This is a genomic window from Streptomyces atratus, from assembly GCF_900119365.1.
In the GTDB taxonomy this organism is placed as follows: Bacteria; Actinomycetota; Actinomycetes; order Streptomycetales; family Streptomycetaceae; genus Streptomyces; species Streptomyces atratus_B.
The window spans coordinates 255,661-268,540 of sequence record NZ_FPJO01000009.1; the positions used below are offsets into that span (position 1 = coordinate 255,661).

General features: G+C 71.3%; 9 protein-coding genes. 4 read left to right on the top strand and 5 right to left on the bottom strand.

The window, feature by feature from the left end; translation table 11 throughout:
• Positions 1–8 precede the first annotated feature (8 nt).
• The 3 genes from BT364_RS18205 to BT364_RS18215 form a co-directional block, all read right to left on the bottom strand.
• Positions 9–1,751: a pyruvate dehydrogenase gene (locus tag BT364_RS18205; RefSeq protein WP_072486227.1), complete on the bottom strand. Its 1,743-nt coding sequence runs from the start codon at positions 1,749–1,751 to the stop codon at positions 9–11.
• A gap of 65 nt (positions 1,752–1,816) precedes the next feature.
• Positions 1,817–3,145, bottom strand: coding sequence for a protein phosphatase 2C domain-containing protein (locus BT364_RS18210; protein ID WP_072486228.1), 1,329 nt, complete (start codon positions 3,143–3,145; stop codon positions 1,817–1,819).
• Positions 3,146–3,272: 127 nt separating this feature from the next.
• Positions 3,273–7,037: a S8 family serine peptidase gene (locus BT364_RS18215; protein WP_072486229.1), complete on the bottom strand. Its 3,765-nt coding sequence runs from the start codon at positions 7,035–7,037 to the stop codon at positions 3,273–3,275.
• Positions 7,038–7,246: 209 nt separating this feature from the next.
• Here BT364_RS18215 and BT364_RS18220 point away from each other — a divergent pair, with 209 nt between their 5' ends.
• The 3 genes from BT364_RS18220 to BT364_RS18230 all read left to right on the top strand — a co-directional run bounded on the left by BT364_RS18220 (position 7,247) and on the right by BT364_RS18230 (position 9,261).
• The gene (locus BT364_RS18220; protein WP_072486230.1) at positions 7,247–8,236 is read left to right on the top strand and encodes a helix-turn-helix transcriptional regulator; all 990 of its coding nucleotides are present in this window, start codon (positions 7,247–7,249) and stop codon (positions 8,234–8,236) included.
• A gap of 56 nt (positions 8,237–8,292) precedes the next feature.
• On the top strand, positions 8,293–8,772 hold the full coding sequence (locus BT364_RS18225; protein WP_072486231.1) for a DUF456 domain-containing protein: 480 nt from the start codon (positions 8,293–8,295) through the stop codon (positions 8,770–8,772).
• Between the two features lie 282 nt (positions 8,773–9,054).
• Entirely contained in the window at positions 9,055–9,261 is a 207-nt protein-coding gene (locus BT364_RS18230; RefSeq protein ID WP_371268607.1) for a hypothetical protein, read from the top strand.
• 6 nt (positions 9,262–9,267) lie between these two features.
• On the opposite strand, the gene BT364_RS18235 is transcribed toward BT364_RS18230, so the two are convergent.
• Together BT364_RS18235 and rsgA are read right to left on the bottom strand one after the other, a co-directional pair.
• Positions 9,268–10,620, bottom strand: coding sequence for a DNA-3-methyladenine glycosylase 2 family protein (locus BT364_RS18235; RefSeq protein ID WP_072486232.1), 1,353 nt, complete (start codon positions 10,618–10,620; stop codon positions 9,268–9,270).
• Between the two features lie 95 nt (positions 10,621–10,715).
• Entirely contained in the window at positions 10,716–11,888 is a 1,173-nt protein-coding gene (rsgA, locus tag BT364_RS18240) for a ribosome small subunit-dependent GTPase A (protein ID WP_072486233.1), read from the bottom strand.
• 375 nt (positions 11,889–12,263) lie between these two features.
• Here rsgA and BT364_RS18245 point away from each other — a divergent pair, with 375 nt between their 5' ends.
• Complete coding sequence (locus BT364_RS18245) at positions 12,264–12,764, top strand: DUF5949 family protein (RefSeq protein ID WP_072486271.1); 501 nt, start codon at positions 12,264–12,266, stop codon at positions 12,762–12,764.
• The last annotated feature ends 116 nt before the right edge of the window (positions 12,765–12,880 follow it).

The following is a 12,880-nucleotide window of genomic DNA, read 5'->3' on the forward strand; positions in this document are numbered from 1 at the left end:
GTCCGCGTTCAGGGGCGGGGCACGTTCCGCAGGTTGGAGCGGGCCATCTGGACCATCCGGCCCACTCCCCCGTCCAGCACGATCTTGCTCGCGGAGAGCGCGAAGCCGGTGACCATCTCGGCGCTGATCTTCGGCGGGATGGAGAGCGCGTTGGGGTCGGTGACGACATCCACGAGTGCCGGGCCCTTGTGCTTGAAGGCGTCCTTGAGTGCGCCTTCGAGCTGCTTGGGCTTCTCCACCCGCACCCCGTACGCCCCGCAGGCGCGGGCGACCGCGGCGAAGTCCGGGTTCTTGTTGGACGTACCGAACGACGGCAGGCCCGCGACCAGCATCTCCAACTCGACCATGCTGAGCGAGGAGTTGTTGAACAGCACGACCTTGACCGGCAGGTCGTACTGCACCAGCGTCAGGAAGTCGCCCATCAGCATGGTGAATCCGCCGTCGCCGGACATCGAGACCACTTGCCGGTGCGGGTCGGTGAACTGGGCGCCGATGGCCTGCGGGAGCGCGTTGGCCATCGAGCCGTGGCTGAACGAGCCGATGACGCGGCGCTTGCCGTTGGGGGAGAGATACCGTGCGGCCCACACATTGCACATACCGGTGTCGACGGTGAACACGGCGTCGTCCTCGGCCAGTTCGTCCAGCAGCGAGGCGACGTACTCCGGATGGATCGGGACGTGCTTCTCGACCTTGCGGGTGTACGCCTTGACCACGCCCTCCAGCGCCTCGGCGTGCTTCTTCAGCATCCGGTCGAGGAATCTGCGGTCGGTCTTGGGCTTCACCTGCGGGGTCAGACAGCGCAGGGTCTCGCGGACATCGCCCCAGACCGCCAGATCCAGCTTGGAGCGGCGGCCCAGGTGCTCGGGGCGCACATCGACCTGGACGATCTTCACGTCGCTCGGGAGGAAGGCGTTGTACGGGAAGTCGGTGCCGAGCAGGATGAGGAGGTCGCACTGGTTGGTCGCCTCGTAGGCGGCGCCGTAGCCGAGCAGGCCGCTCATCCCGACGTCGTACGGGTTGTCGTACTGGATCCATTCCTTGCCGCGCAGCGCGTGCCCGACGGGGGCCTTCACCCGTTCGGCGAACTCCATCACCTCGGCGTGGGCGCCCGCCGTTCCGCTGCCGCAGAACAGGGTCACACGTTTCGCCGCGTCGACCATCCGGCAGAGCTCGGCGATCTCCTCGTCACCGGGCCGGACCGTCGGCCGCGAGGTGACCAGCGCGTGCTCGATGGACCTCTCCGGGGCGGGCTGCGACGCGATGTCACCCGGCATCGTGACGACACTGACCCCGCCCCGGCCGATCGCGTGCTGAATGGCGGTCTGGAGCAGCCGCGGCATCTGCTGCGGGTTGGAGATCATCTCGTTGTAGTGGCTGCACTCCTGGAAGAGCAGCTCCGGGTGGGTCTCCTGGAAGTAGCCGAGCCCGATCTCGCTCGACGGGATGTGCGAGGCGAGGGCGAGCACGGGAGCCATGGAACGGTGGGCGTCGTAGAGACCATTGATGAGGTGCAGGTTGCCTGGGCCGCACGATCCGGCGCAGGCCGCCAGCGAGCCCGTGATCTGGGCCTCCGCGCCGGCGGCGAATGCGGCGGTCTCCTCGTGCCGGACCTGGATCCAGTCGATGGCCCGGTTGCGGCGGATGGCGTCGACGACCGGGTTGAGGCTGTCGCCGACGACACCGTACATACGCTTGACGCCCGCCCGGACGAGGATGTCGACGAACTGCTCCGACACGTTCTGCTTGGCCATGGGTGCGTACCCTTTCCGCGCTTCGGCTTCCGGACTCCGCATCCATCAACCCATGGCGCGCGCGGTTACGCCTCCCAGACGCCCACGCCCGTACGGTCGTCGGAGTACCCCTTCACCCGGAGCTGGGTGTCCGCGAGGAAGGCCACGAGCCCGGGTGCCGTGCCGGGGGCCCAGCGTCCGGCGAGCTCCCGGGCCAGGGCGGGCTCGCCGCGCAACGGTTCGGCCAGTCCGGGGCTGCACAGCAGCAGGGTGTCCCCCGGCCGGGCCACCGAGCCCCTGAAGCGGAACGGTTCTGCGGGCGGATCGGACGGGCCGGGCGGGGCCTCGGCGCAGGGGGACGCGGGCGTGGTGATGGCCGGATCCATGGTGAGGCGGTCACCGTCGGGGCCGCTCCCGGGCGACGCGGACCCGGCCGGGAACCCGGCACCGGCACCCGATCCGGCCGTGGGGTCCGCGCCGAGGTCGCCGGCTGCCGGGACCTCCGGTTCGAGGTCCTGCCAGGCGCCCTCGCGGAGCCGGAAGAGTCCACCGGCGCCGACGCCGAAGAAGATCCTCGTACGGCAGTCGGGGTCCGCAGGCAGCAGGAGGCAGCGCAGGCCCGCCGTGTACTGCTGCGGTTCCGTCCCCAGCTCGGCGGCGCGGGCGCGCAGCTTGCCGTATGTGCGGTCGGTGAGGCGGTGCAGACCGGATTTGAGCTCTCCGCGGCGGCCCGCCCTTATGTCCTCGGAGAGCCGGGCGTGGCTGCGTCCGACCGCTGCGCCGATCCAGCGGCAGGCGTCGGCCGCCGCCAGATGTGCCGATTCGGTGGCGCGGGCCCCGGTGGCGACGGCGACCAGGACCAGTGCGTGCTCGTCGGTGCCGAAGCGGACGGTGAGCAGCGCGTCGCGGCGGGGCTCGCCGCGGAACCGCGAGGAGTCCCCGCGCACGGAGGCGGCGCGCAGGGTGCATGTGCCGTAGCGGGCGCCGTCGAGGGCGGTGTCGGCGACGAGTCCGTCCAGTTCCTGCGGGACGGTGACGGGCAGTGCGGTGGGTTCGGCGTCGTAGGTGGGCGGCCGGTCACCCACATGGCCGATCACGGGACGGGGAGCGGGCGCGGTCTCGTGCCCCTCCTCCGGTACGGGTGTGGCGGCCGTGGCGCCTGAGACCGGCGGGGCAGCAGGGACCGGCGGCGCGCCCTCCCCCTTCGCAGGTGCGGGCTCCGCCTCCGGCAGCGTCCCCGTCTCGCCGGCGGGCCCCTCGCGCCCGCCGGATCCCACCGCGCCCGACGCCGAGTCGAAGCGGTCGTCGAGACTGTCGGCCGCGTTGCTCGTCCCGGTGTCCCGGGCGTTCTCGTCGTACAGCCTGCGCCACCAGTCGTCCTCGTGGGCGGCGGGCCTCTCCCCCTGCTGACTCATGCCCTTATTTTCGACCGCGGGGGTCGTACGAAAACGGGTCATCCGGAAATAGTGGCCGCGGACATGGGTCCGCCGGGCGTCCCCACCCCCCACGGGAAGGACGCCCGGCGGACCGGTAAGGTCGTGATCAGCGCACGGCGTACGCGTCGGTCACGGTCTGGATGACGGAGTTGCCGTTGGCGTCCGTCAGTTCGGTCTTCAGGGTGACCGGTTTGCCGGCCGCGCCCGCGTGGTTCACGGTCGCGGTCCACCGGCCGTCCTGCTGTGCGGTGGTCGCCTCGGTCCAGGTCTTCCCACCGTCGTAGGAGTACGAGACCTTGGCCTCGGTCAGCTTGCCGGGCGTGTAGCCGGCGTGACCGGTGACGCTCAGGCCGATCCTCTGACCGTCCTTCGCTGCAAGGGTCTTGAGCCCGTCGGTCGCCAGGTCGTAGCCCGGGAAGAGCAGCGGAATGCCCTGGGAGTAGGCGTTCTCGTCCCGCTTCGAACGGAACTTCCAGGTGGTCTCGGTGCTGGTGGACCGCTTCCATACGGCGGCGGGCTGACCGAACTTGGTGGTCTGCATGGTGAGTTCGTACGCGGCGTCCTGCGCCGGGACGGTGAACGCCCCGGACGGCCAGCCGTTCTCGCCGATCACCTTGCCGCCGCTGCTCAGGCGCATGCTGCCCATGTCACCGAAGGAGCCCTGGAGACCGGCGTGCTCGCTGTCGCTCCAGAAGCCCGGGGCGACGCCGATCAGGTTGTCCTGGCGCTCGGCGGCGAGCTGGAGCTCGCCGGCGGCGTCGCGCGGGGCGGCCGGGACCGGGATGCCCCGGTACCAGTTCTCCGTACGCTTCGAACCGGCCGTATAGGTGCGCGGCTGGTCGACCATCATCTCGCCCCAGGGGAAGCTGGAGGAGAGGTACCGCACCCAGGCGGTGTCGCCCGCCGAGTAGTACTCGGTGCGCTTGCTGGGGGCGGCGACGGAGTCGGTGATGGCGGAGAACCTCGCGCCGTACGGCCGGTTGGTGATCATCATGTCGACGTAGTCCGCCGCGAGGCCCATCGCCTCGTAGTTGGCGGTGACCTTGCCGAGCTTGGTGTCACGGACCCTGTAGGTGCGGTCCGAGGCGACCGGGCCGGTCTCGGGGAACGCGAGGTTGTAGACGAACGGGCTGACCGCGGTGGCCTTCCAGCTCAGCTCGACCGGGCCCTCGGCCAGGGCGGCCTTCAGCGCGTCGGCCTCACCCGTCTCGATGCCGAGCGCGGGCACCGGCGCCTGGGCGTAGCCGACGGACGGCTTCCAGGGACCCGCGGAGGGGCGGTGGCCGATGACGGCCTTGGCGCCGGCGGCCTTGGCGTCGCTGGCCTGGGCGTACATGTAGCCGTCGTCGCCGACCTCGACCAGGGCGATCTTTCCGGCGACGCCCGCGGCCTTCAGTTCGTCGGGGGTACCCGTACCGGCGTCGACGAGTGCGGCCTCGCCCGTGCCGTCGAGGTTGGTGGAGCCGGTGCTCGCCACCCTCGGGTGCAGTTCGACGCCGCCGACGACCGACAGCTTCTCGATCTGCGGGGCGTACGCGCGCCAGAAGCTGGCGAACTCGAAGTCGCCGTCGCTCGCCCTGCCCTGTACGTCGGCCAAGTAGTTCTTGACCGCCGAGCCACCGGTGATGGAGCCCGAGTGCAGCCAGACATCGTCCCAGCTGCGGCCGAACGCGAGCGTCGTGGAACGGTTCTCGGAGGCGCGGTCCACGGTCTTGACCTGGATCCGGTGGGCCTTGCGGGCGTCCAGGACCAGGGTGGTGTCCTTGGTTACGTTCAGCTGCGGCCGCGCGAGGTAGGCGACGGAGTCTTCCATGCGGCCGGTGGCGTCCTTCGGGTCGGCCGTGGTGACGAAGCCGGACACGAAGTACGCGCCGGGTCGCACCTGGTAGACCTGGTCGGTGGCACCCTCGTTGAAGCGGCGTTCGCCGCTGGCGTCGTCGGTGCCGATGATGTCCAGCGAGGAGGAGCCCGCGGCGGGCTTCCCGGCGCGGTCGACGAGCTTGACCCGCAGCGTGACGGTCTCGGCCCCGACGTACAGCGAGAACGGGGTGGAGACCTTGGCTCCGCCGGGGCCGGTGGCCAGCACGCGTCCGGTGACGTCACCGTACTGCGCGGCCTTCAGCTTCGCCGTCGGGTCGATCTTCAGCGGGACCTTGACGGTGGCTCCGGCCGGGACGGTGACGGTGCTCGCGTCGAGCTTCGCGACGGAGGAACGGACGGCCGAGCCGTCGTTGCCGGTGACGCCCTGGACGTTCAGCGACAGCTTCACCGGCTTGGTACCGGAGTTGGTGTACGGGACGTCGACCGTGGTGCGGTCGGTCCGGTCCTGCGGCCAGTTGTAGGTGCCGCCCTGGATGGCGGGGGCGCCGACGAGGGTGGTGTCGATGGCGGCCTCGACGTCGAGGCGGCCGCCGCCGGTCTCGCGTACGTCGCCGGGGATGTCGCTCTTCGCGGACGAGACGAGCGCCGCCTTGATCTGCTGGGCGGTCCAGTCCGGGTGACGCTGCTTCACGATGGCCGCGGCGCCCGCGACATGCGGGGTGGCCATCGACGTACCTGACATCGTCCGGTACGCGTAGATGCCGCGGCCACCGGCCGCGGCGGCCGAGATGGCGACGCCGGGCGCGGCGATCTCGGGCTTGAGGGTGTGCGATCCGATGACCGGTCCGCGGCTGGAGAACTGGGCCGTGGTGTCGTCGCGGTCGACGGCGCCGACGGTCAGCACGCTCGGGGCGCAGCCGGGCGAGGAGACGGTGTTGAACGTCGGGCCCGAGTTGCCGGCCGCGATCACGAACAAGGTGCCCTTGTTCTGCGCGAGTTCCTCGGCGGCGACGCTCATCGGGTCGGTGCAGTCGGTCGGTTCCGGGCTGCCGAGGCTCATGGAGACGACGTCGGCCTTCTGGTCGACGGCCCACTGCATGCCGGCGATGATCCAGGACTCGGCGCCGGAGCCGCTGTCGTTGAGGACCTTGCCCGCGAGCAGGTCGGCGCCGGGGGCGACACCCTTCTTCTTGCCGCCGCTGGCCGCGCCGGAGCCGCCGACCGTGGAGATGGTGTGGGTGCCGTGGCCCTGGCGGTCGTCGGTGCTGTCGGAGTCGGTGAAGTTCTCCGAGGCGGCGACCCGGCCCTTGAGGTCGGGGTGTTCGGCGTCGACACCGGTGTCGAGGACGGCGACCTTGGTGCCCTTGCCGTCGTATCCGGCGGCCCAGGCGAGGTCGGCGCCGATCTGCTTGGTCGACTTGTCGAGAGTGGCTTGAACCTTGCGGTCGAGCCAGAGCTTCTTCAGGCCGGAGGCCGAGCGGGAGCGGGTGTTGGTGACGTCCGACCAGAAGTCGGCGGCCTTCGTCTTCTCCGCCTTGAGGGCGAGACCGTCGATGGCGTCGAGCGCCAGTCCGCGGACGGCGCCACGCGGGGTGGCGAAGGTGGAACGGGCCCGGTCCTTGCCGTAAACCGCGATCAGCGGCAGCGACTTGGTGTGCGCGTCGTCGTAGCCCTGCCGGATGAGGCCGGTGACGTTGAAGAGCTCCTCGTCGACCTTGCCCGCGGCGAGCGCGGCGGTGGCGGTTTCGGGGTAGACGTAGAGGTCCTTGCCGGACTGCCTGGTCTGCACCAGGGGGACGGTGCCGTCCTCGCGGGGCAGCGCGGTGGCCGAGGCGGCCCCCGAACTGTCCTTGCTCACCAGGACCTTGTCACCGGTGACCAGTGTCACGGTGACCGACTTGCCCTTCTCGGCATCGGCGGCCGGACTGCCGGTCAGTGCTCTCTTCCCTGTCGCGTCGTCCTGCGGCGCTGCCGCGGACGGTGCGATCGCGGTGACGGCCAGGACGGCGGCGGTGGCCGCTCCCAGTGCCATACGCGATATCGGACGCATCGCTCTCCCCAAGTGAATCCGGAACCAACTGCGCAAACCGCAGCTTTCCGGCGGTTGTTGGTACTGCGGTGGCGCCACATTGGCAGAGCGAAGGGCGTTGAAGGGATGATGTACACGGCGGGTTTACGCCGTGGCCGCTTTCCGCCATGGCCGGACACCCGGCGGCAGCGACATCGTGCGGAATCAGTGCGTCCAGGAAAGGGCCGGGGATGCTGGGAGCCATAGGTCTCGACGAGATACAGGAGTCGGCGTACCGCGCGCTCGTGGCGGTGGGGGCCGCGGAGGTCTCCGATCTCGCGCACCGGCTGGGCCTTCCCGAGCCGGACACCGAGCGGGCCCTGCGCAGGCTGGAGCAGCACGGCCTGGCCGCGCAGGCATCGGCCCGCACCGGACGCTGGGTGGCGGCGCCGCCGGGCGTGGCGCTGGGCGCGTTGCTGACCCAGCAGCGCCATGAGCTGGAGCAGGCGGAGCTGGCGGCGGCGCTGCTCGCCGAGGAGTACCGGGCGGATGCCGCCGAACCGGCCGTGCACGACCTGGTCGAGGTGGTCACGGGGGCGAGTGCGGTGTCGCACCGCTTCCACCAGTTGCAGCTCGGTGCGACGAGCGAGGTGTGCGCCCTGGTCACCGGGAAGCCGATCGCCGTCAGCGGAATGGAGAACGAGGCCGAGGAGCGGGCCGCGACGCGCGGGGTGTCGTACCGGGTGGTGGTCGAGCGGGAGACGCTCTCGATGCCGTTCGGGATTCTGGAGCTGTCGGCGGCGCTGAGCCGGGACGAGCAGTGCCGGGTCATCGACCGGGTGCCGACCAAGCTGGTCGTCGCGGACGGCGCCCTGGCGATGGTGCCGCTGACCGGTCGCGGCGCCGAGCCGGCCGCCCTGGTGGTCCATGCCTCCGGGCTGCTGGAGTCGCTGATGGGGCTCTTCGAGGCGGTGTGGCGCGAGGCGATGCCGCTCAGGCTGGGGGAGAGCGGCGGGCTTCAGGAAGAGGTCACCGGACCCGATCCGACGGACCTGGAGATCCTCTCGTTGCTGCTGGCGGGGCTGACGGACGCGAGCGTGGCGAAACAGCTGGAACTGGGGCTGCGGACCGTACAGCGAAGGGTGAAGGGCCTGATGGAGATGACGGGCGTCTCCACCCGGCTGCAGCTGGGCTGGCACGCGTACGAACGGGGCTGGGTGTCCCGCACGCCGCTGGCCTGAGCGGGCCCCGCCGGCGCTGACGGGCGGGACCGGCCGGACTCCGGCAGGCTGGTCAGATGAGTGTGTGGCAACTCGTCGCCGTCGGCCTCGTCATGCTCCTCGGCCTGTTGGGCGTGCTGGTGCCGGGAGCGCCGGGGCAGGCGATCGTCTGGGCCGCCGTGCTGTGGTGGGCGCTGACCGACGTGACGCCGGTCGCCTGGGGGGTACTCATGGGTGCGACAGCACTGCTGCTGCTGAACCAGGCATTGAAGCCGCTGCTGCCGCGCCGCCCGCGCGAGACGGGGGCGCCGCGCAAGACGCTGATGCTCGGCGGGACGGGTGCGATCGTGGGCTTCTTCGTGGTGCCGGTGGTCGGCGGAGTGGTGGGGTACGTGGGGGCCGTCTACGGGGCGGAGCGGCTGCGGCTCGGCAGCCGCGGGGCGGGCTGGACCTCGGTGCGCTCGGTGATGCGGGCGACCGGCTACTCGGTACTCGTCGAGCTCTATGCGTGCCTCCTGGTGGCGGGGGCCTGGCTGGGCGCGGTGATCTGGGGCTGACCGCCGCGCATCCCGTTGGACTGCATCCAGATACACGGAAATACATCGGACCTCTAGCGCTCCATTGACGCAGCAACGCCCCCACGCCTACCTTCCCTCAAGGAATAGCTCGGATGAATTGAAGCGCCTGCGTACGAGTTGCCAGGAGACGCCTTGCCCACGGCACCGAACCCCTACCGTGCACGACTTCCGGACGCAGGGCGCTTTCCTGCTCAGTGCGGTACGCGAGGAGGGCCGGACCCGCTGGGTGCGGCCGACCAGTGAAGCCGGCGCACCTGCGTCGTGCGCCACGGCATCGACGGGCCGGTGGAGATCCGGGACCGGCACGGACGGCCGCTGGACCACGAGGAGCCGGCCGACGGTACGGTACGCATCCGCCTCGGCAAGGGCGAATCGGCGCTGATCACCGCGGAGGGCGACCACCCGGACCTGACCGTCCGCCCGGTAACGGCGAACGCACCCGCGCCGCGCTGGGGCCTGCCGGCATGAGCCCGCTCACAACAGCCCCAGGTGGCGCACCCCGTACGAACGCCAAGGCCGCCACCGCTCCGCCTCGGGCCGCCCGTCCGGATCCACGTCCGGGTCACCGAGCGCACGCATCCTGATGAGCGCCGCGGCTGCCGGGCCGATCCCCGGCAGCCGCGGCAGCGCCTGCTCGGCCTCGTCGCGGTCGGCCCCGGCGTCGAGCCGTACGTCCCCGTCGGCGAGCGCACCCGCCAGCGCCCGCAGCTCCGCTCCGTCCGCCGCACCGGCCAGCACGCCCGGCTCGGGGAACACATGCGTCAGCCCGCCGCAGGGCACGTCCAGCACCTTCCCGTACGTCTCCACCATCCGCTCCGCCACATCCCGGCCCACCAGTGTCCGTACGGCGAACTCCTCCGGGTCCGCGGCACCCGGCGACCGCAGCCCCGGGCGGGCGGCGACACCTGGCGCGAGGAGCGGGTCGGCGCCGAGCCGCTCGTCGACGGCGTACGGATCGGCGTCCAGGTCGAAGAGCCGCCGCAGCCGCTGGACCGCCGTCGTCAGGTCCCGCAGGTCCGTGAGGTGGATCCGGGCGTCCAGCCAGGACCCGGCGGACCGCTCGTCGACGGCCACGATGCCCGTGCCGTACGGAAGGCGCAGGGTGCGCCGGTAGGTACGGGCCCCGGCCGCACCGCTGACCTCCTCGATCCGGGCGACCGTCTCGGCGGCCAGGAGATCGAAGACCTCGCGGGCGGCGTACGGCCCCCGGTGGGCGAGCCGCAGCGGGATCCCGGTGGTCCGCGCCTCCCGGACCGCCGCTCCCAGCCCCGTCCCGGCCTCGGCCCGCAGCGCACTCGGCGTACGGGCGTAGATCTGCCGGATCGTGTCGTTGAACTGGCGCACGCTGGCGAAGCCCGACGCGAAGGCGATCTCCGTCACGGGCAGCCCGGTCGTCTGGAGCAGCACGCGTGCGGTGTGGGCCCGCTGGGCGCGGGCCAGCGCGACGGGGCCGGCGCCCAGCTCGGCGTTGAGCTGCCGCTGCACCTGGCGTGAGCTGTAGCCGAGCCGGTGGGCGAGACCGGGCACGCCCTCCCGGTCGACCACCCCGTCGCCGATCATCCGCATGGCGCGGCCCACGGCATCGGCCCGGACGTTCCAGTCGGCCGAGCCGGGCACGGCGTCGGGGCGGCAGCGCCGGCAGGCCCGGAAGCCGTTGCCCTGCGCGGCGGCCGCGGTCGGGTAGAAGCGGACGTTCTGCCGCTTGGGCGTGACGGCGGGGCAGCTCGGCCGGCAGTAGATGCCGGTCGTTTCCACGGCGAAGAAGAAGACCCCGTCGAAACGCGCGTCGCGGCTGCTCACCGCCTCATACCTGGTCCGTTCGTCCATCACACCGTCCAGTGTGCGGCACCCGCCGGTACCGCACTGGCGGTTTTCGGACGTGGACCGGCGGCCCGCGGCCGTGGGCGGCCGGGGACCACCGCCTACCGCACCCGGCCCCGCTTCGCCTCCATGGCGAACCGGCCCTCGGCACCCTTGCGCTTCCAGTCGCGCAACATCTCCGACCGCATCCGGGCGTCGGTCTTGGCCGCGATGCGCTGGTTCTCACGCAGCAGTTTGCGGAAGCTGTCGAGGCGCCGCTCGTGCAGCGAACCGTCCTCGATCGCGGCGAGCACCGCGCAGCCGGGCTCCGTCTCGTGGGCGCAGTCGTGGAACCGGCACTGCTCGGCCAGCTCCTCGATCTCGGAGAAGACCTGGCCGACACCGGTCTCCGCGTCCCAGAGCCCGACCCCGCGCAGTCCGGGGGTGTCGATCAGCACACCCCCGGAGGGCAGGACCAGCAGATTGCGCGTGGTGGTGGTGTGCCGGCCCTTGCCGTCGACATCACGCGCGGCCTGCACCTCCATCACGTCACGACCGAGCAGTGTGTTGGCGAGGGTCGACTTGCCCGCACCGGACGCCCCGAGCAGCACGCTCGTACCGCCCGAGACGACGGCGGAGAAGACATCGATCCCCTCCCCCGTGGCGGAACTGACGGTCAGCACCTGCACACCGGGCGCGACGCCCTCGATGTCCTGGACGAAGTACGACAGTGTGGCCGCGTCCGGCACGAGGTCGGCCTTGGTCAGCACCACGATCGGCTCGGCCACGCCGTCACCGGCCGGCCCGCCGTCCCGCAGCAGCGCGGCGCCGCTGGAGCTGGACATGGCGAGCGCGAGAAAGCGCTCCACCCGCCCCAGGTCGAACTCGACCGCGAGCGAGAGACAGATGACGATGTGGTCCACGTTGGTGGCGAGCACCTGGCCTTCGGAGCGCTGCGAGGACGTCGAGCGCACGAAGGCGGTACGCCGCGGCAGCAGCGTCCGTACGAACTGCGGGTCGCCGTCGGGGTCGACGGCGACCCAGTCGCCCGTGCAGACGATCCGCATCGGATCGCGCGGGACGACGAAGGCGGTGTCGGCGCGGAGCGTGCCGCTCGGGGTGACGACATCGCACTGTCCGCGGTCCACCCGCACCACGCGTCCGGGCAGCAGACCCTGCTCGGCGTACGGTGCGAATTCGGCCGCCCAGGCGTCGTCCCAGCCGTACGGGGACAGCGGATGCGACGCGGACGGGCCCTGAAGAGAAGAAACGGACGGAAAAGACGGGAAAGACAAGGGAAACCCTTCAAAGGGGTGGCCCCGGCAACGCGCACTCGGGCGCGGAGAGTTACGGAGTAGGTCAGCCGGCGACCACGGGGGTGGGAACGATGCTCTTCGAGTTGTGGGCAGCGCCCATCGCAGCGACAGTCATCACGATCCTCACCTCCTGGTTCAAGCACGGGACCGACAGTGGTGGTTGATCCCCGCCGTCCGGAACAGTGGACACCATAGTGCGTCCACGTCGGGCGGCTCAACACATTTGATCGAGGCCGTGTGCAGCCCTCGGGCGGAGACGATTCGGGCCACGTCCGCCGGAGATCTCCGGCTATCTCCCTCGATCAGGTGATCTACATGCACAACGTCCGGTCCGTGGCCGTTATGGTGCCGAGCATGACCTCACCCCAGACCTCCACCGGCGCGTTCACACAAGCCCAGTTGGGCACGATCACACTGATCGGGTGGAGCGGCGAACACCCGGCCGACGGCCACGACGTCGCCTTCCTTCTCGTCTACTCGCTGGGCGACGGTACGGACGGCCCCGCGGCCGGCGAGGCCGCCATGCGCGTGGCCCTGGAACGCAGCAGACTCCCCGTCGGCAGCGGTCCGGTGTACGCCGCCGAGAACCCGGGTCTCCCGGTGAAGCTGCTCGTCCAGGCCGGCCAGGCAGTCCTGACGATGCCGCACTTCACGGCTCAGTACCCCGCACCGCCAAAGTGGCTGGCGGCGGCCGGTCAGCGGGGCGAGGTGCACACCATGTTCGCCACCCGCCCGTGGCCCCAGAGCGCACCGGGCCGGCCGGTGAGCGAGGAGCTGCTGCGGTCCTTCGCGGCCGACCCCGAGGTCATCACGACCGCCGCCCACTGCGTCCTTCCGGTACGCAGCCTGGGCTGACCCGCCCCGGTACGCCGAATGCCCACCGCCCCCCGTGGTGCGGTGGGCATCCTCATGCGTGGAGCCCTGGGGCGGTGCCCCAGATCCTGCTGTGCGGCGCCGTGCACCGCGGTGCG

Excerpts from the sequence above, each read along its gene's own strand:
- BT364_RS18205 (WP_072486227.1), bottom strand. The coding sequence starts at position 1,751 with ATGGCCAAGCAGAACGTGTCGGAGCAGTTCGTCGACATCCTCGTCCGG.
- BT364_RS18210 (WP_072486228.1), bottom strand. The coding sequence starts at position 3,145 with ATGAGTCAGCAGGGGGAGAGGCCCGCCGCCCACGAGGACGACTGGTGG.
- BT364_RS18215 (WP_072486229.1), bottom strand. The coding sequence starts at position 7,037 with ATGCGTCCGATATCGCGTATGGCACTGGGAGCGGCCACCGCCGCCGTC.
- BT364_RS18220 (WP_072486230.1), top strand. The coding sequence starts at position 7,247 with ATGCTGGGAGCCATAGGTCTCGACGAGATACAGGAGTCGGCGTACCGC.
- BT364_RS18225 (WP_072486231.1), top strand. The coding sequence starts at position 8,293 with ATGAGTGTGTGGCAACTCGTCGCCGTCGGCCTCGTCATGCTCCTCGGC.
- BT364_RS18235 (WP_072486232.1), bottom strand. The coding sequence starts at position 10,620 with ATGGACGAACGGACCAGGTATGAGGCGGTGAGCAGCCGCGACGCGCGT.
- BT364_RS18245 (WP_072486271.1), top strand. The coding sequence starts at position 12,264 with ATGACCTCACCCCAGACCTCCACCGGCGCGTTCACACAAGCCCAGTTG.